The sequence below is a fragment of the Adhaeribacter swui genome (assembly GCF_014217805.1).
GTDB lineage: Bacteria > Bacteroidota > Bacteroidia > Cytophagales > Hymenobacteraceae > Adhaeribacter > Adhaeribacter swui.
The window spans coordinates 3,247,307-3,271,741 of the sequence record NZ_CP055156.1 but is presented as its reverse complement, the minus strand read 5'-3'; the positions used below and the strand labels follow the sequence as shown (position 1 = coordinate 3,271,741).

General features: G+C 44.4%; 16 protein-coding genes and 1 pseudogene. 8 read left to right on the top strand and 9 right to left on the bottom strand.

Features of this window, described 5'->3' with window-relative positions:
• Nucleotides 1–104: 104 nt before the first annotated feature.
• On the bottom strand, nt 105–347 hold the full coding sequence (locus tag HUW51_RS13865; protein WP_185270236.1) for a hypothetical protein: 243 nt from the start codon (nt 345–347) through the stop codon (nt 105–107).
• A gap of 476 nt (nt 348–823) precedes the next feature.
• Between HUW51_RS13865 and HUW51_RS13860 the strand changes: the two genes are divergently transcribed.
• The 3 genes from HUW51_RS13860 (at nt 824) to HUW51_RS13850 (ending at nt 4,274) form a co-directional block, all read left to right on the top strand.
• Nucleotides 824–2,311 carry a circularly permuted type 2 ATP-grasp protein gene (locus HUW51_RS13860; protein ID WP_228466622.1) on the top strand — a complete coding sequence of 496 codons (1,488 nt, stop codon included), beginning with the start codon at nt 824–826 and terminating at the stop codon, nt 2,309–2,311.
• 115 nt (nt 2,312–2,426) lie between these two features.
• Nucleotides 2,427–3,377 (top strand): alpha-E domain-containing protein, encoded by a 951-nt coding sequence (locus HUW51_RS13855; protein WP_185270235.1) that lies wholly within the window; start codon nt 2,427–2,429, stop codon nt 3,375–3,377.
• Nucleotides 3,378–3,404: 27 nt separating this feature from the next.
• Nucleotides 3,405–4,274, top strand: a complete 870-nt coding sequence (locus HUW51_RS13850; RefSeq protein WP_185270234.1) for a transglutaminase-like domain-containing protein — start codon at nt 3,405–3,407, stop codon at nt 4,272–4,274.
• 428 nt (nt 4,275–4,702) lie between these two features.
• Here HUW51_RS13850 and HUW51_RS13845 read toward each other — a convergent pair whose 3' ends face one another.
• The 5 genes and pseudogenes from HUW51_RS13845 to HUW51_RS13830 form a co-directional block, all read right to left on the bottom strand.
• A complete protein-coding gene (locus HUW51_RS13845; RefSeq protein ID WP_185270233.1) occupies nt 4,703–7,972 on the bottom strand; it encodes a PVC-type heme-binding CxxCH protein in 3,270 nt (1,089 codons plus the stop codon).
• 221 nt (nt 7,973–8,193) lie between these two features.
• Nucleotides 8,194–8,427, bottom strand: a pseudogene (locus tag HUW51_RS24975) (transposase); the annotation flags it as partial.
• 188 nt (nt 8,428–8,615) lie between these two features.
• Complete coding sequence (locus HUW51_RS13840) at nt 8,616–10,031, bottom strand: efflux transporter outer membrane subunit (protein ID WP_185270232.1); 1,416 nt, start codon at nt 10,029–10,031, stop codon at nt 8,616–8,618.
• 67 nt (nt 10,032–10,098) lie between these two features.
• Nucleotides 10,099–13,296 (bottom strand): efflux RND transporter permease subunit, encoded by a 3,198-nt coding sequence (locus tag HUW51_RS13835; protein WP_185270231.1) that lies wholly within the window; start codon nt 13,294–13,296, stop codon nt 10,099–10,101.
• A 4-nt stretch (nt 13,297–13,300) separates the two neighbouring features.
• The gene (locus tag HUW51_RS13830; protein WP_185270230.1) at nt 13,301–14,479 is read right to left on the bottom strand and encodes an efflux RND transporter periplasmic adaptor subunit; all 1,179 of its coding nucleotides are present in this window, start codon (nt 14,477–14,479) and stop codon (nt 13,301–13,303) included.
• Between the two features lie 654 nt (nt 14,480–15,133).
• Between HUW51_RS13830 and HUW51_RS13825 the strand changes: the two genes are divergently transcribed.
• Nucleotides 15,134–15,511, top strand: a complete 378-nt coding sequence (locus HUW51_RS13825) for a winged helix-turn-helix transcriptional regulator (protein WP_185270229.1) — start codon at nt 15,134–15,136, stop codon at nt 15,509–15,511.
• A 138-nt stretch (nt 15,512–15,649) separates the two neighbouring features.
• On the opposite strand, the gene HUW51_RS13820 is transcribed toward HUW51_RS13825, so the two are convergent.
• Together HUW51_RS13820 and HUW51_RS13815 are read right to left on the bottom strand one after the other, a co-directional pair.
• Nucleotides 15,650–19,417, bottom strand: a complete 3,768-nt coding sequence (locus HUW51_RS13820) for a ThuA domain-containing protein (protein ID WP_185270228.1) — start codon at nt 19,415–19,417, stop codon at nt 15,650–15,652.
• 38 nt (nt 19,418–19,455) lie between these two features.
• Nucleotides 19,456–19,842, bottom strand: coding sequence for a hypothetical protein (locus tag HUW51_RS13815; protein WP_185270227.1), 387 nt, complete (start codon nt 19,840–19,842; stop codon nt 19,456–19,458).
• A gap of 162 nt (nt 19,843–20,004) precedes the next feature.
• Here HUW51_RS13815 and HUW51_RS13810 point away from each other — a divergent pair, with 162 nt between their 5' ends.
• Nucleotides 20,005–20,781 carry an NUDIX hydrolase gene (locus HUW51_RS13810; RefSeq protein ID WP_185270226.1) on the top strand — a complete coding sequence of 259 codons (777 nt, stop codon included), beginning with the start codon at nt 20,005–20,007 and terminating at the stop codon, nt 20,779–20,781.
• 40 nt (nt 20,782–20,821) lie between these two features.
• Here the strand turns inward: HUW51_RS13810 and HUW51_RS13805 are convergent, their stop codons facing one another.
• Nucleotides 20,822–21,781 (bottom strand): sugar phosphate isomerase/epimerase family protein, encoded by a 960-nt coding sequence (locus HUW51_RS13805; protein ID WP_185270225.1) that lies wholly within the window; start codon nt 21,779–21,781, stop codon nt 20,822–20,824.
• A 419-nt stretch (nt 21,782–22,200) separates the two neighbouring features.
• On the opposite strand from HUW51_RS13805, the gene HUW51_RS13800 reads away from it, so the two are divergent.
• From HUW51_RS13800 to HUW51_RS13790, 3 genes are all read left to right on the top strand, one after another.
• Nucleotides 22,201–22,572 (top strand): hypothetical protein, encoded by a 372-nt coding sequence (locus tag HUW51_RS13800; RefSeq protein WP_185270224.1) that lies wholly within the window; start codon nt 22,201–22,203, stop codon nt 22,570–22,572.
• Nucleotides 22,573–22,669: 97 nt separating this feature from the next.
• On the top strand, nt 22,670–23,053 hold the full coding sequence (locus HUW51_RS13795) for a hypothetical protein (protein ID WP_185270223.1): 384 nt from the start codon (nt 22,670–22,672) through the stop codon (nt 23,051–23,053).
• Between the two features lie 260 nt (nt 23,054–23,313).
• The gene (locus HUW51_RS13790; protein WP_185270222.1) at nt 23,314–24,222 is read left to right on the top strand and encodes an FkbM family methyltransferase; all 909 of its coding nucleotides are present in this window, start codon (nt 23,314–23,316) and stop codon (nt 24,220–24,222) included.
• Nucleotides 24,223–24,435: the final 213 nt, after the last annotated feature.

The following is a 24,435-nucleotide window of genomic DNA, read 5'->3' as shown; positions in this document are numbered from 1 at the left end:
CGCCCAGTCTGTAACATGCATTTTATAACGCTATACGAAATATTTCAGAATTATTTGGGAGTTACCCCGGCACCGGTGTAGCACGGGTGCCGGGGACTAGCCGCTTAATTATCCGAAGGGTTTAGATCAATATCTTCCAGTTCGTCTACATTCTCTTCCAGGAGTTGTTTTAATTCTACGTCTACATCATTCATCACCAATAAGGCAAAAAAAATTGCTTCATCGCCTTTTACACCGGCTTGCGTTAAGTTAGCCGATATTACTTTCCAACCGGCTTTAGCCAGCGTGTTTAGTTCCGTTTCAAAAGATTCGGCGGAAATGCTTTTTACAGCTTTATATTTTTTCATGAGAGGCGTTTGGTTTAGGGTCCGATATTTTGCAGTATTCTGTACGATAAATTTATTCCGGGAGTCTAAAAGTCAAATAGCTTTCTATCAAAAAGTCCCCAACAACAATCTGCCCGGTTAAGTAACAGGCATTAACTTTTACTTACGTAGGCAAAAGTAAGCGCGCCACCTTCTCTCGGCCTGCGCAATCACCCCAGAAGCATTCACTTAGTTTTTACGGGCCTACTTTCAAATTTAGATTTTTTAAAAAACTGCAGCTTTCAGTTAAAAACTATTACTAGAAAAGTTCTAGAACTACGTATAAACGTATAGCCAAATAAAAAACAATATACTTAATATAATAGCTTAAAATTTACCTTATATTTTAAAAATTTAATCATTTTTAAAATATTACAGATAAAATTAAAAGCACAAACCCCAAATTTTAATAAAAATTAATTACTTTCACCTAATTACAAATCCATACCACCAACAGAATGAATAATGTTCGGAATTTTGAAATGTACAAAGGCATTTTTCAAGACTACCACCTAAATCCCGCTTTTCTGGATGAAGTTTTTAGCTTGGATGGAGAAGTGTTGCCGCATTATAGATTGGTGCTGGACCAGTTCAAACACTTTACCGCCGATGATTTTAAAGAATTGAATGAACTGGCTAAAGTTTCTTTCTTTAACCAAGGGGTAACGTTTGCAGTTTACTCCGATAAAGCCCGCGGCGTAGAACGCATTTTTCCGTTTGATTTATTTCCCCGCATTATTTCGGCCCAAGATTGGAGTCACCTGGAGCGAGGCGTTATTCAGCGTAACATGGCTATTAACCTGTTTATTCAGGATATTTACCACAAAAAACAAATATTGCGTGATGGCATTGTACCGCCGGAATTAATTTTTAGTTCGAGCCACTATACCAAAGCCATGCTGGGGTTTAACCCGGTAGGCAATATTTATAACCATATTTCCGGAACCGATTTAATTAAACACCGCGACGGCCAATACTACGTGCTGGAAGATAATGTGCGCTGCCCTTCGGGCGTGAGCTACGTGCTTTCGAACCGCGAAGCCATGAAAAAAACGCTTTTTAATCTTTTCCGGAAGCATAATATTTTGTCGGTGCAGGATTATCCGCAGCAATTACTGGCCATCATGCAATCGGTGGCACCCGAAAGCGATAACGAACCCAATTGCGTGGTTTTAACCCCAGGCGTTTATAACTCGGCTTACTACGAACACGCTTTTCTGGCCCTGAACATGGGCATTCCGCTGGTAGAAGGCCGCGATTTGTTTGTGGATCGCAATTACGTGTACATGAAAACCATTTACGGCCCGCAGAAAGTAGATGTCATTTACCGCCGCATCGACGACCCGTTTATCGATCCTCTGGCCTTTAATCCGGATTCGGTGCTAGGCATACCGGGTATTTTGGGCGCTTACCGCGAAGGCAACGTTACCTTGCTGAACGCCCCCGGCACCGGTGCCGCCGACGATAAAGCCGTTTACAGCTACGTACCGGCCATTATTAAATATTACCTGGACGAAGAACCTATCCTAAATAACGTGCATACCTACCGTTGCGAAATTGATTCGGATTACCACTACGTGCTGGAACACATGGAAGAGTTGGTGGTAAAACCCGTGGATGAATCGGGAGGCTACGGCATTCTGGTGGGCAGTTCTTCTACGCGGGAGCAACGCGAAGAATTAAAAAGAGCCATTAAAGCAAATCGCCGCAAGTACATTGCCCAACCCATTATGTCGCTTTCGTTACATTCTACCTTTATCGAAGACGAGAACAAGTTTGAAGGACGGCACATTGATTTACGCACTTACACCTTACTCGGCAAAGACAAGCAATTCGTGTTAAAAGGCGGATTATCCAGGGTAGCGCTTACGAAGGGCAGTTTAGTCGTTAATTCATCGCAAGGCGGCGGCTCCAAAGATACCTGGGTGTTGGCTCCTGGCCCATAGTCGATGGTCCATGGTCCACGGACCACAGTTTTGATTGTTGAGTAGGTTAATTTATAACCTTTCAACTTTACAACCTTCCAACTTTTAACCAACTTTCAAACCATCTAACCAACACATGTTATCAAGAATTGGTAATAGTTTATTCTGGCTGGGGCGCTACATAGAGCGGGCCGAACACGTGGCCCGGTACACCAAAGTGCATTACGTTTCGTCGTTGGATGCTCCCCTGGCCCAAAACAAAGAAATTGCCCTAGAGTCTATTCTGGATATGGTGGGCGTGCAAGCGGCTTATTACCAAAAACACTCCCAACTTACCGACGATGATATCTTGTATTTCATTACCCTCGACGATACCAACCCTTTTTCTATTGCGACTAACATCAACGGCATCCGTGAAAATGCCCGGGGCACCCGCGACAGTATTTCGATTGAGTTATGGGAAGTAGTAAACCGGTTTTATCATAATGTAAATAATTACAACGCGGCTAAGTTTCAGCACAAAGGAATTTTTAATTTTTCGCGCGAAGTAGAAGAGTTTTGCACTTTAGCCAAAGGCTATGTTTCTAATACCTTAATCCGGAACGAGGTCTGGATGCTGATTTCGTTGGGAATTCACCTGGAGCGCGCCATGCAGCTTTGTAAAATTATCAATACCAAGTTATACGATATTGCCAAAATTGATCCCGGTAAATTGGGTGGCCCCATCGAAAGTTACCAGTGGACCATGCTCCTGAAAAGCGCCGAATCTTTTGATATGTTCAACCGGCATTACAAAAATAGTTCTTCGCGCCGCAACATCCTGGATTTTTTAATTTTTAACCCGGCTTTCCCCAAAGCATTAACTTACAACCTTACTTATTTGCAAAACAACATTCAGGCAATCGGCTTTCAGGAAGGGGCCAATACCAAAGGCTCTCTAACTTTTAAAATAGGGAAACTTGCGACGCAACTGCAATTTTTAACGATTGAGGAAGTAGAAGAAAATGCCGCGGAATTTATGACCAAAACCCTCGATAAACTGTACAATCTGGCTCGCCTCCTGGAAGAAAAATATCTGGTGTATTAAAAATAAATCTTGCTACTGCCCCAAACTATGGCTACCGAATACCACATCAACTACCACACGCACAACAAATACGACGCCCCGGTAACCGAAGCGCTGTTTGAGTTTATAGTGGCTCCCTGCCAGGATGCCACGCAAAAAATTACCAGCTTATCTTTCTACAATTCGCTGGGGCAGGAATTATATACCCACAGCAACCCTTTTGGTTTTCAGGTATATTGCCTGCGGTCTACCAAGCATTTCAGCGATTTTAAATTTTCGATGCGGGCTACCATCGAAAAAAGCCGACCCTGGCTTAGCGTTAATTCTTTGCCTATTTCGGAAGAACAAGTCCTGCTGGCCAACCGTAACTTTTACATCGACCATCATTTATACCTGGGCTTTACCCGTTATACCAGCATTCTGGAGGCCTACCACAGCAAGCTCTTAAACCGGCCCTTAAAACAACCCGTTTTTGATTATTTAACTACCTTAAACCAGTATGTATACGAGTTGCTGGAGTTTGACCCGGTGCCTACTAACGTGCATACAACGGCCAGCGAAGTTTTTCATTTGGGCAAAGGTGTTTGCCAAGATTATACGCATTTGTTTTTGTCTATTGCCCGGCTCAACCGCATTCCATGCCGCTACGTTTCGGGTTATTTAAACCAGGGCGGTAACTTAGTAGGCTCAGCAGTGATGCACGCCTGGGTCGAAGCTTTTATACCGGGCTATGGTTGGTTCGGCTTTGACCCCACCAATAATCTTTTAGCCGGCGCAGATCATATTAAAGCCGCGCACGGTATCGATTACAGCGATTGCAGCCCGATTCGGGGAATTCTTAAAACCCAGGGTCAAAATCATACTTCTTACTACGTAGATGTATTGGTTAATCAAATGCAAGAGTCGGCGCAGCAGTAGGGAAAAGTGGGTTATTTTGGCGAAGCACCGGTTTTTGCTTTCGTCTGTTATATCTATGGTAAGGATTTACTTCTTACTGCAGTTGTTTCATTGCTGAGGGATTTGTTCTTTTTGTCTGGATATAAATACCCTTCCGCCTATGGCACCTCCCTAAAAACAGGGAAGGAGATGCGGTTATTCTGGAATAGTTATTTTGAAATACACGATAGATCCAGACGCTAAAAAACGGTGAACAACAGAACAGTTTAGCCTCATTGCTTGCACCTGGCTCAGGCTAACTATTGCATAGCGGGTGAGTAAAATTTAAAATTTTTAAAAATTTGAAATTCCGCAGCTAAGTTTTAAAAAATCACCTAATCACAAGTATAAGTTTGGGCTGGTGTGGGTAAATCTATTGGTTGCTTATCCGTGCTTTTACTTTGGACGGGTTACTTTAAAGCTAACGGCTGCTCCACTACCTTAATTATACCTTTCATGACTCGCCAGTGACCGGGGAAAGAACAGATAAAGGGATACTCGCCGGGTTTAGCCGGTGCTTTAAAATCCAGGCGAAAAGTTTTACCGGCATTTACCAGCGGGGTAGCATATAATACTTCGGGTATGGAGGGCACAAAGTTTTTTTCGTAGCCGTCTTTTAAAGTAGCCATGGCATCGGCAGCCTTTCCTACTTTCTCTGTATTGCCTGGTTTTACAATTACTACATTATGTGCCATCTGATCGCGGTTATTAAAAAGAAGGGTAATGTTTTTTCCGGCCGGAATGGTAATTGTAGTTTTGTCGAATAACATTTTTCCCGGTACAGAAGCAACCTGTATTACAAATCCCTCTGGTTTAGAGTTTGTAGGTTTAGGAGTTTTAACCGGTTGCACTTGGTCGTCTGCCGGTAATTCGGGCAAGCTCTTCCGGAACCGGGTTACTGCGGGCACATTGGCTAAAGCAGCGTAATCTTCCGGCGAAAGGGCCCGGTACGAATAGGCATGCCAGAGCGGATCATCTTTCACAAAGTATTCTGTGGCATTTAAATCTTTTTGCGAAGCCAATGGCTGCAGCAAACGAGCGGCTTTTTCGGGTTCATCGGCCAGAAATTGTTGGTTATTTTTAAACATAGCCATCCAAACAGGTTTTAAATGTTTAAAAGATTCGTTTAAAGCGTAGTTGATGTAATCGTCGGAGGGCAACGCTGTAGCGGCCAGTAAAGCTTTTACACTGGCTTCCGTATTAAAATGACTCAACCAGGCAATGGCTTCTACCCTTACCCGTGGGGCAGCATCGTGTGCCATAGCAATAAGCTTGGCCTCGGCATCTTTTATATGTTCGCGCCAATAAAACAACACCCGGGTAGCCGCCGCCCGTACGTGATAATCCGGGCTTTTTAAAAGTTCGTTCAACAGTTTTTCTTCCGGCTGATTAAACTGCTGGTAAACCCACAGCCCTTCTAGTTTATGGTACGCGTAATCTGCGTCTTTGGGGTTGAGCCCGGCAAGCCACTTGGCCAAAGCTGGCATTACTTGCTCCGCAGCAAAAGTTCTTAGCTGCATTCTGGTGCGGTACCTGGTACGGTCTTCATAAACTTTTAATTGATCCAGCAGCTGGCTCAGGTTTAGTTGGGTCAGGTCAAGGGGTTTTAAAGTGTTTTTGTTTTTGTAGGTGATGCGCCAGATACGGCCGCGGGTATGGTCCCGGAGCGAATCGCGGAAAGCTTGCTCGCCATGCTGGATAATGGCATCGTACCAATCCAATACGTACAGGGCTCCGTCGGGGCCAAATTTAATATCTACCGGCCGGAAATTAGGATCTTTGGATTGCAAAAGCGGCTCTGTTTCCTGCGCAATAATGCCGCTCCCGTCCTCGGCTAATTTATGCTGCTTAATGCCCTGAAAACCAATGAATGTATTAAAAAGAATATTACCTTGCGCGCTTTCCGGAAACTGCCGGCTCGAAATTATTTCTAAACCACATGTTTTAGGTCGTTGGGGCGAAGTAAGGAAATCTTTCATCTCCTTGTGCTTAATCGGATAGTTAATGGCTACGGTAAGCGGCGGCGCAAAATAATTCATGCCGGTAGATACATCGCCGATAATATGGGTGCCGGTGCGGGTAAATACATTGCCCCACGGATTAGCGTACGGATAAGAAACGTAGGGCTCTAATTTAAAGGTGCGGGGTTCGTAGCGCCAGGTAATGCCGTTGGCACCTCTAACCGGGCCATAAGGAGTTTCTACCTGCGAATGCAAAAAAGTACCTTCGTGCATGTATAAGGCTCCGTCGGGGCCCCAGGTGTAATTACTGATAGCATGGTGCGAATCTTCGGCTCCGAAACCCGTAAGTAAAATTTTTTTCTGGTCGGCGTGGCCGTCGTTGTTGGTATCTTTTAAGAAAACAAAATTAGGCGCCTGGGTTACGTAAGCACCGCCATCACCCAGCTCAAACCCCAACGGCAGGTACAAGCTATCGGCAAATACGGTGTGCTTATCGGCTTTCCCGTCCTGGTTGGTATCTTCCAGAATAATAATTTGGTCGTCGGGGGGACTGCCGGGGTAATAGTGCGGGTAAGCCGGCATGGTACCTAGCCACATTCTGCCCTGCGGATCAAAAGTAAACGACACCGGATTGGCTACCGGGAAATCCAACTCAGAAGCAAATAAGTTAATCTCATAACCCTCCTGTAGTATAAACTGGGATTTTGCTTTTTCCAGGGCTTCTCTTGATTCTTTCAGAGGCGTATACTGCCGGGCAAACTGAATGGCGTTTTGCACTTTTTGCATATCCGGTGCCGGGTTGCCCGATGCCCCTGCCCAGATAAGACTGTCGAGTTGCAGTACGATTTGGTCTATCTGGGGTAACTCTGCCGGCAGCGCTTGCCCGCCGGCCCACTCTCGCCGCCGGCCATAAATATACTCTTCGTTGCCAGCCCTAAACCGGTAAAAGAAATGTTGGTTCTTTATCTTGATTACTTTCCGGAGATTAGCAAAAGTAGCATCCGAATACCAGGTGCTCACCGGTAAATCCAGCGCCTGAGCCATTATTTCGCTTACTTGCCGGTAGCCCCGATCATTTAAATGAATGCCGTTGCTGGTTAAGGAATCGGCATTACTTGCCATGAGTTGGGCAGTTGGTTCGTATAAATCAATAAAAGGAATTTTTAAATTTTCGGCAACTTGCCACATTCCTTGGGTATATTTTTTCAGATTTTGGTTGTGCGCCGCGGGGTCGGGTAAAAAGCCGACCAGTTTTTCGTGCGCGATCGGCGAAACCAGAATAACCTGGGGCGTGGACCGGCCGTTGTATTTTTGCTGTTGCAAATGGCGAAGAAACTTACTTAACTGTTGCTGAAAACTTTGTAAGCTATCCGGCCCTTTAAAGGCTTCGTTTAACCCAAAACAAGCGAAAATAACATCAGCTTTTTGATTTTGCAGGTGCTGGTCCAGGGAGCCGAAATTAACCGGGCGGGGCTGCAAATTTACTTCATCGGCGCTCCAGGCCAAATTCCGGATGGTGAGGTTTTTCTCCGGAAAGCTTTTGTACAAGAAAGTTTCCAGGTAATTATTTTCTTGCAAAGCCACCGCAAAAGTATTACCCACAAAAACAATATGGCTGTTTGGCTCCGGATTTAACGGATAAACCGCGGCTTTTCTTCCGCAGGATAAAAACAAGAACAGCAGTACGCAGAGTGGGAAAAAGAATAACTTTTTGTTCATGGTGCCAGTGTTAGTACGCGCTTGGTGCAAACCGATATTTTATTCCGGTTGCAGGCTCTATTTATTTTCAGGACGAAACCAGAATAAAACCTTTTATCTGAAACTTACCGGAAAGCTAATTTTTTAAAAATTAAACCGATAATAGTTAAAATTTAAAATTTTTGCTCTATTTATTTTCTAAAACTAACGAATCTTATAGAACTGGCAGCTACTAGTAAAGCAGCATGGAGCATGTGGTCATAGGAGTTAATCGGACTACGATGACAGGTATTCTCCAGGTCAAAAACACGCATCAGGATAACAGAAGCTGATTCGCTCTAAGCTCATTTCCGCAAATTGCGTTTATCTTTTAAGAGCAGGAGTTTGCTTTTCATCTTACTGCGAATTTTGGTGATAAGGTGAAATTTCTGCTCATAGAACTGCTCAAACAAACGCGTCAGATGTTCCCGATTGCCTATGGGGCTAAGGGCTAGGTAATTTGATGTTTGCACTTCCTATTTCTATCTTTTTGGAACGTATTGACTATTTACAATGCTATTGGTGCATAAAAAAAGGAAGACGCTATACGCATCTTCCTTTTTTAATTTTATGGCCATAATCTTAAGATTACTTCGCCATTTTAGAACTAAATTTTTAAAATTTTTTACTTCCAGCCACCACCCAGCGCGGCATAGAGTTCCGTTACCGCATCGAGTCGTTGTCTTCTAACAGCGGCCAAGGTTAGTTCACTTTGCAGCACGTTGCTTTGGGCGGTAATTACTTCGAGATAATTGGCAATGCCACTTTTAAATAGCATGTTGGCGTTGGCTGTGGCTTGCCGTAGGGTTTGCACGCGCTGGATGGCAGTGGCCTCCTGGGTTTTTAACTTATCTATTTTCACCAGGGCATCCGACGTTTCGCCCACTGCTACCAGCACCGATTGGCGGAATTGCAACACGGCTTTATCGCGTTCTATTTTGGCAACTTCGTACTGGGTCCGTAATCTCCGGGACTGCAGAACCGGCTGCAACACACTCCCCGACACAATGCCAAATAATGAAGCCGGTACGTTAAACCAATTACTGCTGCTAAAAGAATTAAGCCCCCCGGTCGCCGTAATACGAAGTGCCGGATACATGTTGGCTTTGGTTACCCCAATCCGGGCGTTGGCCGCGGTCAAAGCAAGCTCATAACTTTTTACATCGGGCCGGCGACTCACCAGCGTGGCCGGAACGCCAGCCGACAACTCTTCCGGAAACGTTAATTGGTCCAGGGAAATGCTGCGTTCTACTTTATCCGGTAGTTCGCCGGACAGAATTTTTAAAAAATTCTCCTGGATAGCAATATTCTGTTCGAACTGCGGCAAAAGTTGGGTAGCTACCTGTTGCTGGGCTTCGGCTTGTTGTACCGCCAGGGCCGTTACCTGGCCGGCTTTGTATTGCAACCGGATAATAGCCAAGGTACTATCGTTTAAGGCAATGTTTTTTTGCGCAATTTTTAACTGGGCATCCAGCATTAACAAATTATAAAAGCCTTTGGAAACGGCCGCTACAATATTGGTTTGAATGGCTTTGCGGGCCTCCTGGGTTTGCAGATAAGCCGCCAGCGCTGCTTTTTGCTGATTCCGGATTTTGCCCCAGATATCCGCCTCCCAGGATAAGTTTATTCCGGCGGTATAATCGTTAATGTGTTTAATCCCTAAATCAAACTGGCTTAAGTTTAAACCGGTTATACTATTTTCAGAGGGGTTATTCGTGCTGGTACTCACCTGCAAATTTACTTCCGGCACGTAGTTCCAGCGGGTTTGTTTGAGCTGGAGATTAGCCGCTTCAATGTTTTTAACGGCCACCTGCATATCGTAATTTTTAACAATGGCGCTGTCAATCAATCTTTGCAGCGTAGCTTCGGTGAAAAAGCTTTTCCATTCTAAATCGGCAATGCTGGTGGTTTCGGTAGTGAGCGCATTCCGGAATTGCTCCGGTACCTTGGCCAGGGAACTTGTTTTGTCCTCGGATACTTTGCAGGCAGTAACAATAAGCACCGCGAGCATGAAAGGCCAACTTGTTATATATTTTTGCATGATTTTTTAAATTTTTTAAAAACCAGGCACCGGCATCCAGCAGGAAACTGGTGCCTGGCTTGATAGATTAATTTGTTATGGATTGCAGAGCATTTAGGGGAATATGTTCTTTGGTTTGCTCCGGCAGAATGCGGACCGGTTTGCCGGTAATTTTTTCCTGGAGGTGTTGGAATATCACGAACAGCACCGGAATAACAAATAAGCCCAGAATTACCCCGGATAACATACCGCCGGCGGCCCCGATACTAATGGAGTGGTTCCCTTGCGCCGAAGGCCCGGAAGCGAACATCATCGGCACTAAGCCCACCACAAAGGCCAGGGAAGTCATGATGATGGGGCGTAAACGCAATTTACTGGCTTCCATGGCGGCTTTCGCCAAAGGCAATCCCGCGTGCCGCCGTTGCAGCGCAAACTCCACAATCAGAATGGCGTTTTTCGCGAGCAAGCCCACGAGCATAATTAAGGCTACCTGCACGTAAATGTTATTCGAGATTCCGGCAAAACCAATAGCCACAAACACCCCGAATATACCGGTTGGAATAGAAAGAATAACTGACAGCGGCAACAAATAACTTTCGTACTGCGCGGAAAGCAGGAAGTACACAAAGATCAGACACAAGACAAACACCACCGCCGATTGGCCACCCGAAGAAATTTCTTCGCGGGTTTGGCCCGAAAACTCGTAGGTATACCCGTTGGGCAATTGCTTTTCGGCTACCCGCCGGATAGCGCTGATGGCATCGCCGGAACTAAAGCCGGGTTTCGGAATGGCATTAATCTGAATGGAGTTAAATAAGTTGTACCGCGATACGTTTTCGGAGCCATACACCCGGGTTAGTTTTACCAACGTATTGAGTGGCACCATGTCGCCGGTATTATTTTTCACAAATACCTGATCAATGGTCGAAGGATCGGCGCGGTTAACTTTATCGGCTTGCACAATTACCCGGTAATATTTTCCGAAGCGGTTAAAATCAGAGGCCTGGGCGCTGCCGAAATACACCTGCATGGTTTGCAGTATTTCTTTCGTGTTTACGCCTAGTTGGTCGGCTTTCTTTTCGTCGACTTCTAACTCAAACTGGGGATAATCGGCTTTAAAGGCGGTAAAGGCAAAAGCAATTTCGGGTTGTTTCATTAACTCCCCGATAAAGCCAGTAGAGATACCACTGAACTTATCTAAGCGTCCGCCGGTCTTATCCTGCAATACCAAATCCAGGGCATCTACGTTGCTGAAGCCCGGCACCGTTGGGAAAGTAAAAACAAAGAAATCGGCGCCTTTGATGGCGGCAAGCTTTTGCCTTACCTCATTCATAATGGCGTTAATATCTTTTACTTTTCCTCGTTCGGCGGTTGGCTTTAAAAGAATAAAGGCAATACCGGAAGAAGGGCTGGAAGATTGGGTTAAGATGTTAAATCCAGACAAGCCCATCAGGTATTTTTTAGATTCCAGCTTATCCAGAATAGCTTCCTGCTGCGCCATTACGGCCGTGGTGCGTTCTAAAGAAGCGCCAGAAGGCATGGTAAGTGAAATCGCAATAAAGCCCTGATCTTCGGAAGGTATAAAGCCCGTTGGCGTGCGGTTAACCATCCAGGCCGTGGCCAGCGTTACCACCACCAAACCGCCTAAAGCCAGCCATTTGGTCCGGAGTAAAAACCGGATGCTGCTTACGTAGCGCTGCGTTAAGGATTCAAAACTCGTGTTAAAGCCGGCAAAAAACTTTTCTTTAAAGCTTCTTTTCTTTTGCCCGTTAAGAGCGGGAGGGTGGTTATTTTTTAAAAATAAAGCGGTAAGCGCCGGCGTGAGCGTTAAAGCATTCACAGCGGAAATAACAATCGCGATGGCCAGGGTATAGGCAAACTGCCGGTAAAATACACCAGTAGAGCCTTCCAGAAAACCAACCGGTATAAACACCGCTGCCATTACTAAGGTTATCGAAATAAGGGCGCCGGTAATTTCCTGCATGGCTTCTACGGTAGCGGGTTTAGGGGCCAGGTGCCGGGCTTCCATTTTGGCGTGCACGGCCTCCACCACCACAATGGCATCATCCACCACAATCCCAATGGCCAGTACCAGGGCAAACAAGGTGAGCAGGTTAATGGAGAAGCCAAACAATTGCATGAAAAAGAAAGTACCAATAATGGCCACCGGCACCGCAATCGCCGGAATTAACGTAGAACGCCAGTCTTGCAAAAACAGGAATACCACAATAAATACCAGAATAAAAGCTTCGAGTAAGGTATACTGTACTTGCTTAATGGAAAGATCCAGCGAAACTTTGGTGTTGTATAAGGTCAGATATTTTACGTTTTTCGGGAAGTCTTTTTCGGCTTTTTTCATTAACTCGGCCACCGCAATCTGGATGTCGTTGGAGTTGGAACCGGATAATTGCTGTACCGCGATGTTTATGCCGGGCTTGCCGTTTACGCGGGTAAAGTTGCCGTAACTAAACGAACCAAATTCCAGGCGCGCCACATCTTTCAGCCGCAACACCGAACCATCGGCATTTGAACGAATAGCAATGTTTTCGTACTGACTGGTTTGGGTTAACTTGCCTTTGTATTTAATAACGTACTCAAAAGACTCGGCGCTGCTTTCCCCGAATTTACCAGGGGCGGCTTCCAGGTTTTTGTCCTGAATGGCGGCCATTACTTCTTTGGGAGTTACCTGGTACGCGGCCATTTGGGCCGGATTGAGCCACACCCGCATGGAGTAATCTTTATTACCGCCAAAAATAATCGATTGGGCAACACCAGGTATCCGCTTGATTTCCGGTAAAATATTGATTGCCGCGTAGTTGGCAAGGAAAGTCTGGTCGTACGTATTCGGGTCTTCCGAAAACATATCAATTACCATAATCAAACTGTTTTGCTGTTTGGAGGTGGTAATACCTTGCTGAATAACTTCGCTGGGCAACTGGCTGGTAGCCTGAGCTACCCGGTTTTGCACGTCTACGGCAGCCTGATCGGGGTCGGTGCCCAGTTTAAAATACACGGTAATTATGAGCGAGCCATCGTTACTGGCCGTGGAGCTCATGTAGGTCATGTTTTCTACCCCGTTAATGGATTCTTCCAAGGAGGGCGCCACCGACCGTAATACGGTTTCGGCGTTGGCGCCAGGGTAGTTGGCAATTACCTGAACCGCCGGCGGGGCTATTTCAGGAAATTGCTCCAGGGGTAACCGGGTTAAACCCAGAATACCCAGCAGCACCAGAATCACGGAAATTACCGTGGCTAATACGGGCCGGTCAATAAATTTTTTAATCATGGTATTATCTGATAAAAGAGGTGCGGTTTAAACTATCTTGAGTTAATTTTTCGGGCTGAATAATCTGGCCTTCCTGCAAATGGTCAAATCCATTATAAACAATGCGGTCGCCTACTTTCAAGCCATCTTTCACGAGGTAAGCACTGCCGCTTTTGCCGGCTACCTGAATGGCCTGGCGGCTCACTTTATTGCTGTCGCCGACGGCAAAAACAAACACTTTGTCCTGCAATTCTACGGTGGAGGCGGTAGGTACCAGAATGGTGTTGGGGTGGTTCAGGCTTAGCCGTATTTTACCGGTATTACCCGACCGCAGGAAACCTTCGGCGTTGGGGAAACTGGCCCTTACGGTAATCGCGCCGGTATTTTTATCAAACTGCCCATCAATCATGTCGATTTTACCCTGGCTGGCAAAAGTGCTTTGGTCGGTTAAAATTAAATCCACGGGCGGCAGCAGGCGGAGCTTTTCGTTTAAATTCCGGCCGGGGTACTGGTTTTTAAAATTAGTAAAGTCTCTTTCGCCCAGGGAAAAATAAACGTGTACCTCGTGCACATCCGAAATCTGGGCAAGGGCCTGCGGATCGGTAGGGGCCACCAGACTGCCTTGTTTCCGGAGCAAACGGCCCACGTAGCCACTTACCGGGGCTTTTACGGTGGTATAACCCAGGTTTATTTTGGCGGCGGCCACGGCGGCTCTCCCCTGCTCTACCCGGGCTTTCGCTAATTGATGAGCGGCTTGCGCGGTTTTAAGCTGAACATCCGAAACTACTTTATTCTGAACCAGTGGCTCCAGTTTATCTACTTCCAGTTGGGCGTTTACCAGTTCGGCTTCTGCGGCGTGCAAACCGGCTAAGGCCGTATTTAGTTGTTCTTTGTAAGGCAGGTCGTTTATTTTAAACAAGGGCTGGCCTTTTTTAACATAGGCGCCTTCATCTACATAAACCTGATCCAGGTAGCCGTTTACCTGCGGCCGGATTTCGATGTTGGTTAATCCTTCTACGGTAGCCGGATATTCCTGGTAAGTAGTTACGGCGTTGGCCTCCAGACTTATAACGGGCAAAGCCGGCGGTGGGGGCGGTGCAGTTTGGGCAGTTTCTTTGGAGCTGCAGGCAGATACGAATAGCAGCGTTACTAAACCAAGCACCGCAACTGAATGGGTATATGATATTTTTTTAAGTTTTTTCATGATGAAAAAGATTTTAATATAAAATGTTAAAATGTAAGTAGGCCTTTTGCCCCGAAGCTTTTCTGGGAGTAGCACCTAAAATTTAAAAGAGTCGCCGGAATAGCATCCGAACGATTACTTGTATTTGGGAATTTGTTACCCGGAATAACCTTTGGCTATTTTGGTAACTTGTTTTAAGGATTGGCTGAAAAGTTTTTAAACTTGTAAGGAGGAATTGTTCTAATAAAAGGTATTAAACATGAGATTAATTAATTTGTAAAGGTTTGTCTATATTTAAGGGTGTTGGTGAGTAAGTATTAACAATAAGTTGGTTTAGCCAGCCACTCTGACTTAGGGCGGTTATTTTTGATGGCTTTGTAACCTGCTTTATAGAAGCTTTTGATTAAAAAATGATTGATTTTGTTGGCATTAATTGTTCCCATTGTAGTAGTGTTTTTTGTAACAGATGAATAATTGACAATAGTTACAAAAAGATACTATTAATTGTTTTAAAAATAAACTATTTATTTTTTTAAGTGTTTACATATAGAGAACTTCTAATGCCGGATTATTTAATAAACAATAGCGCATTCAGGTTAAAATACCGTATAAAACCTTACTTAGCTGGTGAATGCTCTTGTTAGTAGAAGCCAGAAATTTTAAAAATTTAAAAAAATGAGAGACGATAGATTTTCGGGAGAAAGTTGCCCCATGACCCGGGCGATGGCTACTTTAGGAAGCAAATGGAAACCAATTATTATTCATACCTTAAATACCCAAAAGCTCCGCTTTGGGCAATTGAACGACTTAATACCTTTAATTACCCGCAAAGTGTTAACCGAGCATTTAAAAGAAATGGAAGAAGATGGCATTTTACTCCGGGAAGCCTTTAGTGAATTGCCCCCGCGGGTAGAATATTCTCTAACCGAAAAAGGCCTGGCGCTTTTACCCATCTTAAGATCGGTGTGCGAGTGGAACGCGCAATTCGGAAGTACCGAGGACTGCAATCTGGAAAATACCACTATCCAGACTGCCTCTAAAATAAAAAAATAGAGTACCAGGAAGGTGTAATTCTATTCACCAGCCTGGTACTCTATTTAAAAAAATATTTTACCTGAAAAACTCAGCTTCAAAGCATAAAATTATTTTATTAAACTAATTCAGGTTTGTTTAATAATGTGTGAAGCAGGTCTATTTGGCACCTTCAAACGAAAGGCCTTGTACCTGTAGGGTAAGGGTGGCAACCTGCTTGTTTGGATTGCGGCCAAACTTTATAATAGTGCCGTTGCCGCCGGCAAATACATCGGCTTCGGCACCAGGAGTAAGTTCCCCTTCGTTGCCACCAGCACTCATCAGTAACTTTCCTGCTTTGGGAATAACTTCAATGTACTCGAATGGTAAGCCCGACATTTTGTACTTCCCGGCATAGGCTTCCAGATCTTTAGCGGTAAGTTTAGGAGCAGCGCCCATAGTTGGGTGGGTACCGGCGTTTGCGGATTGGCTATTCTGAAACTCTACATTGATTACCACAAACAACGATTGACCAGCCGGGGCTTTATCATTTTTAAAAACAAAGTACACGTCATGCATACCGGAGACATTCGCCAATTTAGCTGTTATGGCGGGTGGCATGCTGGTTGGGTTGGCGGCTTCCTGGGTGGCAATAAAAGGAGTTTGACCTATCAGCTTTCCGGTGGGTGCGTCTAAGTGCACTTCAATGAAGCCACCAGCCGCATTTAATTGGGCTTTAAGCGCGGCCGCATTAAAAGCTATCAGACTGATATTGGTTAAATCTACGTTGCTAAATCCAATGCTGGAGTTATTTACAGAGGCAATGATTATGGTACCATACTTCATCACACTCTCTACTTTATCGGCTTTGCCGGCGGGTATTCGGGCATTCCGGAGCAACAACGTTTTTTCCGCGGTAATGGATGGAACTCCCGCACTGCCTTTGTCTTTGTACGCGGCCCGTACCACAAACCTACCTTCGCCTTTGTCGCCGGCCGGAATCGCCATGGTATAGCTGCCTTTTACGGGTAAAGACGGAACAGCTTGGTTTTCCTGGGCCAGACTTAAAACGTACTTCACCATTTCGGTAGCATCAGCGGAAGTTAATTGCGGATGCGCACTCATAGCTACTTCGCCCCACACTCCGCTGCCGCCCGAAATAACCTTTTTGGCCAATCGTTCGGCGGCGCCCGCATCGTTTTTGTATTTAAAGGCAACCTGCTTGTAAGCCGGGCCAATTGATTTTTTATCGATGCTGTGGCAGGCTTTGCAATCGCTGCTTTCGATTAAGCTGCGGCCTTTTACCACGCCTGCTGCAGCATCGGCACTGCGGTGGCCTTGCGCAATGGTTACGAGGTCATACCCTTCCGGCAAATAATCAATGTTCATGGCTACTGCCTCCGGCTTAATTTTACCGTTCGCTAAACTACCATCTTCCTTATCACTCACTTTTACTTCGTACTCAAATGGTTGATTCGGGAAAAAGAAAGTTTGATTACTGTTCTTTGTTTCGAAGGTTAAAACCGGTTCTTCGTTGCCCGCCATAATTTCCAGGGAACGGGAACTGCTGCCTCCTTTAGTATCGGTTACAGTAAGGGTGGCTTTATAAACACCGGCTTTATCCAGGGTAATGGTTGGGTTGGCTTCGTTATATGTTTTAGCGTTACCACCATTCTGAGGAACTACTTTCCAGGTGTATTTTAAGGCATCATTATCGGCATCCTGGGTACCTTTAGAAGAAAGCTGCGCTTTAAACGGAACAGCACCGCCTTTTTTGCTCGAGGCAATTTGTACCACGGGTTTGCGGTTACCCGCATTGTATTCAATGCGTACCAGGCGGGCATCATCGTTTTGCGTGAACCAGCCGCTGCCGTATTCCAGCATATATAAGTCTCCATCCGGGCCAAACTCCAAATCAGAGGGGTTCGAAAACTTGTAACTGGGCATAATCCGCTCCATGGAACTGTAGTTGCCGTTGGCGTCTAGGGTAACTGCCATGAGCCAGCCGCGCATCCACTCGTAGATTAAGAGCTTGCCATCGTAGTAATCGGGAAAAGAACGTTTGGCGTTTTTAAATTGGTCGGCGTAAAATACCGGTCCGGCCATGGCCGAACGACCACCCGCACCTACCAACGGAAACTCTTTAGATTCGGCGTAAGGATACCAGATAAACGCTTTTTGGGCCTGAGGCAACTGGTTTAAGCCCGTGTTATTTACGGAATTGTTAATGGGTTTTTCTGGGTTGTAAAGTTCGCCGGATTGGTTAGTAGCAAAATCATACTTGTAATATGGTTTATTATCGCCGACAAAATAAGGCCAGCCGTAGTTACCAGCTTGGCGGGCCTGGCCCACTTCGTCCTGACCGGCTGGCCCCCGTTTTTCGTTTGCCTGCGCAGCATCCGGGCCAATATCGCCCCAGTACAAATAATTGGTTTTGGGATCAATGGATATTCTAAAAGGGTTGCGGTGGCCCATGGTGTAGATTTCGGGCCGGGTTTTAGACGTTCCTTTCGGAAATAAATTGCCAACCGGGATGGTGTACGAACCATCCGCCTCCGGGTGGATGCGCAGAATTTTACCCCTTAAATCATTGGTGTTGGCCGACGTCATTTGGGCGTCAAAAGGCGAACGTCCGGGCCGTTCATCCGAAGGGCTAAAGCCGTTGGATTGCTGCGGGTTAATGTTATCGCCCGTAGAAATATACAAATTACCTTGCGCATCGAAAGCCAAAGAACCGGCAGCGTGGCCGCTAATTTCCCGTTGGGTAGGCACCTCCAGAATTACTTTTTTAGACGCCAGCACCAGCTCATTATCTTTAAACTCGTATCGGGCTAAAATATTTTTAGCCTCCCTTCCTTCGGGGGAGTAGTAGAGGTAAATCCAGTTATTTTTTAAAAAATCAGGGTCTTTGGTGATGCCTAGCAAACCGCCTTCGTCTTCGCCTACTTTGCCTTCTTTATCGGTAACTTTGGTGTTTACCGGAATTTTAGTAACAACTTTAGTTTTGCCGGTAACGGGGCTGTACATTTTTAAATTTCCACGGCGCTCCACAAACAATACCCGGTTATCCGGCAAAACCGTTAGCTCCATGGGTTCATCGAGTTTTTCTTCCAGTACCACTTTCGAGAAGCGGTTTTCTTCCGGCATTCTTTTCACCTTGGCTTTGCTGTAGTTGAGCGGTTTAGGGGCATCGCCGCCCATTACATAATGCAAACCGGCGTACAAATGTTTAAGGAAAAGCGGCTCCGCGAAAGTAGCATCGGTGTGCCCGCTCGCCGTGTAAAAAGACCGCCCTCCGTCAAACTCCTGGTACCAGGCCATGGGATGATTATCGCCGTTGGTGCCGCCACGGTAAGTTTTCTCGTCTATTTTCAATAAAACTTTTATATCGGGGCTAATATTTTTGTAGGAGTAAAACTCATCGATCCGTTCCCATTTTTCGGGTAAAAAGCTGGTCGCCGGGTGCGTTTTATCTTGCACGATAAACGTGCCTTTTTGTACGTTATCCGGGTTAGGGTGGCTTTCGAACCAGGCGCCAGCTAATTTGTTGTACCAGGGCCAACCGTATTCGGTATCGGCGGCTGCATGAATACCCAGGTAACCGCCACCCGCCTGAATGTAGCGTTCAAAGGCGTTTTGCTGAATCGGATTAAGCACATCGCCGGTGGTATTGAGGAATACGACAGCACGGTATTTTTTTAAATTTTCTTCGGTAAACCGGGCAGCATTTTCGGTAGTGTCCACGGCAAAGCCGTGTTGCTGCCCCATCTGCCGGAAAGCTTTTTGTCCGGCCTCAATAGAAGCATGCCGGAAAGCCGCGGTTTTACTGAATATTAAAATCCGAGGAGTTTCTTTAACTACCCGGTAAGACCACAGTCCTAGGGTAAACAGACAAAGGATTGCCGCTCCGAAAAATTTCCGGAGCGGTGAAAGAAATAAAGACCTCATAAATGGGTGCGATAAGAATAAAATACGCAAGAATAGATTTACTTGGCCTTTGTTCCTTGCACATTGAACATATCCATAATGCTACCGGTAACGTTGGTATCATCTTTCTTTTCCAAAGTCATGTACACATCCATTTGCTGTTCTGGGGCGATAAAATTTACCTGTAATTTATTACCTTGCTGAGAGACACTGGTAAACGGATTTGCCACTTTGTTGCTGGTCGGGTCCACAAAACCACCGCTGAGTTTTCCATCCTTTTTTTCAATCATGATAACCAAATCTTTATCCCCATCCGGTAAACCGAAAGCTTTCACGTTCCAGGTACCCACAAAATAATCTCCCGGTGTGGTTTGAGCCTGTAAACTGAATGCAAATAAGGTTAGAGTAATAAAACTTAAAAAGAACAAGGAGCTTAACTTTTTCATAATAAATAAGGGTTTAAAGGTGAATGATTAAACAATAAGAATGGAATGACTCTAAATTTTTAAAAATTTAAAAATATTATAACGTAAATTTTACGTAATAAAGATAAGCTCCTATTTTATATTCTGTATATTTTACAGAATAATTATTTTTAAATTTGTAGTATGAACACGGAAGAAGAAGTAAATGACTTTGTGCACCATGGTCACCAGGAGTACCTGACACACCTGAGCATCGATTCGGTAATATTTGGTTACCACGAGCAGCAGCTCAAGATTTTACTCCTGAAATGGAAAGGCTATGATGGATGGGGTTTGCCCGGCGGATTTATAAAAAAAAGAGAACCTTTAAGCGACGCTGCTTACCGGATTTTAAAGGAAAGAACCAACCTGAGCAATTTATTTCTGCAACAGTTTTACGTTTTCGGCGATTCGCCGTACCGGGTTAAGGAAAGAAGCCCGCACGAATTCCGGGATAAATTTAATTTACAAGTAGAGGATGATAATTGGCTGTTTAAGCGAACCCTGGCTATTGGCTATTTTGCGTTGGTCGATTATTCAAAGGTAATTGTGCAAACCGATTTTTTTACCGAATCATACCGGTGGTGGGAAGTGGATGCCATTCCCCCGCTGTTATTCGACCACAACGATGCTGTAGATAAAGCTTTGCTGACCTTACGTTTACAGATTTATCACCAGCCCATTGGCTACAACCTGTTACCCGAAAAGTTTACCCTCCCGGAAATACACTCGCTTTACGAAACCATCTTGAGCAAAGAACTGGATCAACGTAACTTCGCCAAGAAGCTGGTTACCCTGGGTTTAATTCAAAAGTTAGATGAACGCCGGTCTATTGGGGCGCACCGCTCGCCTTATTTGTACCAGTTTGTAAAAGAAAAATACGAGCAGGCTTTACAAGAAGGCATTGTGCATACCTATTAACTCAATTCAACCAAGTTTAAAGTTTAATATCTCTTTATACCTATTGATAGGTTTTTAAGGCTTCGGTTTCACCCATAGCTTGTAAAATTTTTTGCAGGCCGGTCATATTCAACCGCAAACCTTCTTCCGCGTCCGGAGCGGTATCTTCGTTGATAATGCTGATGGGTCCGGTGTACCCGCTTTCTTTTACCAGGCGCATCATTTCCTGCTCGGCGTTGCCTTGCCCCACCGGCACTACTTTGGCTCGCGGGCCTTTAACTAAACCCATTAAAGTTACCGTCATCAGGTGGGGTTTTATCAGGGGTAAAAACTGTGGGAAACGTTCTACATCGTCTTCGGCGTGGTGAAAATTGTAAACAATGCCCAGATTGGGCATTTTGAGGTAATCGATAAGCTGCACCTGGTTCTCAGGCATACCATACCAGCCGCCATGATTATACAAACCCACCGAACAGCCAATTTTAGCAGCTTGTTCGGCAATGTAACGAAGCGGTTTGGCGTGGGCAACTACTTTTTGCTCCTGCGTCATGGAGTCCAGGCCTTTGATGTTTACCAGCATACACCAGATCTGGGTTTTCACGTTGTGGCGCTGAAGTACATCCAGGATAATTTTTAAATTTTTATCTTTTTCCGGCTCCGGACCCGACATGTACCAGAACGATTGTAATTGAATGTTGTGCTTTTTCAAAGCTTCCAGCTCGGCATCGAAGGTAGAAATGTGTTTTTCGCGCCAGTCGTAAGCCAGTTTCGTAATGCCTAATTTGTTCAACATTTGCGCCCGTTCTTCCGGAGTGCGTTCTTTTACATCGTAAGGTACAATGCACCAAGCCACCAGGTTGTCGCGGGAGTAAATGCTTTTGGTTGCCCCCGCTGATTTGCTGGCGCTTTTCTCAGTTTTACACTGTATACCTAACAAGCTTACAAACACCAGCAAAGCGATCCACGAAATCTGAAATCTACTTTTAACTAATTTTTTAAAAATTCCGGAAGGCGAGAACATCGATTGGGTTTATTATTTTTAATTTTCTTTTTAGGCTACATTCTTACAAAATGACTTTGAATTTACGTATTCGGCAAAGCAAAAGCCAATATATTTGCCTGACTTACCACCATTAATTGCCGAAATAACCACCTACCTTAGAACTCAAGGGCAAGGGCAATGTAAGATAAAGCTGGTCAGAATAAATAGTAAGAATCTACTTCTGTTATTTTATTACCCACACATTCAATATAATCAGATTCTGTTAGATATTTAATAAATTAAACTATACATTAATTACCCAATAATTCAGGCATGAAAATGCCTGATTTTATTATAGAAACCGGTTAACCCTGACAAAAATTCTTCCGCACAAAGTACCGATAAGCGTATGTTACTTGTTATATCCGGTAATTGGCAGCCATACAGAGAATAAGAAAATGTATAAATCCCTGACTGAACAAGAAGTAGGAACCTATTTAAACCAAGGTAAAACTATTGAAGTCTTTCTTGGAAAAATTAGCGATGACAAAGAAATAATAAGTTGGATTGACTTACAAAAGACAAAAGGTAACCTTGTAACAGTAACTTATTATGAAGTTTTTGACGAAGGTAATTTAGATTGGTTAGACCTGTATGCTTTTTCTTTTATTGACCCAGATATGGATTTTGAAACCAAACAATTTGAATCAACAGAAAAAGCGATAAAATACGTAAAAGAAAAATATCGATTGACTGAACCAAAGTTCTTATTAAGAGGTGGAATCCAAGAAGAATACGAAAAATTAATAATTTCAGAGGGACGGCAATAAAAGTACAACTGCCAACAAGGTATAAAAATCATTGTTCGGCCGATGGCCTCACACGCTTTTTATACTAGCTGTTAGGCAAAATTTTTAAATTAAAATCGTGGTTCGATCAAAATTTATAAAAGACATTTTAACTCTACTACTGGATGGAGACGAGGAAGGAGTATTTGCTAGAAACCAACTAAATTATATAACTGAAAAGGAGGTTGAATATACAGGAGCTGGAGTTTTTATTTACTTCAAATACGCGAATGGAATTGAGAAATTTCAATTAGAAAATAGGACTCTGATTCTGGATGGAGTAAAAATTATTTCCACTGAATTAACGGCTGACGCAGATGCTACCCTGTTTTATAAGAATGGACTTATAGACTATTTAGAAGTTTGGTCTCATAACGGTGAATATCCAAAAACAGAGCTTAAGAATTACGTCCTCAAACAGGATTGGAAAAGCTCACCAAATAGAATAATAACACATAACTAAAAAGAAATACATTGTCCGACAAAAGCTGAAAGCCATTAAAATGTTTTTTAGCCCAACCATTAACAGAAATAGAGAAATCTTGAAAGGCTTACCGCAATTACATTTTTCATTAAACACAAGCCGAAATCCCCCGAGCGCACCAGCCAAATCAAAAACCAAAACATTTTAATATATCAGCGGCAAGCTGAGATTAGCAAAATTTTGGTACTCCGGCCGGTTTTGCCTATACTCGTTGTTTGTCTCCAAATTACTGCCACGGTATGCTGCTCGCTCAATTACAAAAAGTAGAGGAAATAGCCACGAGCTCTAAGGTATCCCGGTTGCTGGCGCACCCCTACCGTTACCTGAAAGCTATTGGCTACCGGCAATTTTTATATCCGTTTTTAAAAAAAGGTTGGCGGGTGCAGGCCCAAACTTTCTGGCAGGAACCTTTTTGGGTAGATTTACCGGCCGGTACGGATATTTACCTCACGGGTGGCAAGGCCGATGAATCGGAAATAAGGCTGGCCCGTTACCTGATTAAAACTTTAAAACCCTACGACACCTTTATTGATGTAGGCAGTCATTTTGGTTATTTTTCGCGGCTGGCCCTGCAAATTTTAAAAAATACCGGAAGCGTAGTGGCCGTAGAACCGTCGAAGAAAACGTTTGCTTTGCTCCAGAAAAATTTGGCCGGTTACTCCCGCGCCATTGCGGTACACTGTTTAATAGGCGCTGAAAATAGCCAGAAAACTTTTTATGAATTTCCGGTAAATTACTCCGAATACAACACCGCCTTTCCGGAGCAGTTTGCCGAACACGGTTGGTATAAAAAAGCGGCCATAGATAAGTACACCTTGGATTGTAAAACCCTGGATAGTCTGGTAGCCGAACACAACCTAAAGCCCCAGATTATTAAAATAGATACCGAAGGCTCCGAACACGAAGTTATTCTGGGGGCTCAAAAACTGCTCACCGGCAATAAAACCGTAGCTTTGGTAATGGAGTATCTTAGTAAAGCCCGCCACAACCAAGCCCACGTACAAGCTACCGCTATTTTAAAAAATTTAGGTTATTTGCCATTTGTTATTAACCCGGATAGCACTTTAACTAGCTGCCCCGATGTAGAGCAGCATCTCGAAAAAACCAAGCGCGAAAGCGATAACATCGTGTATCGCTACCAGAATTAAACAAAAGCTGCGTAACAATAAGCTAACCGTAGCCGAATCCGGAATAATCCCTTTTACAGTTTTCCCACCCTAAGTCTTTAATCCTTCATCTACCCAAAAACAGACACATAATTTCAGACCTATCAGTAGGTAAAAAGATCTTCTTTTCAGAAAATAGCTTCTTTTTTAAGGGCATTTTTTAAAATTCAGTTTATTCTTTCTAATTTTAAACCA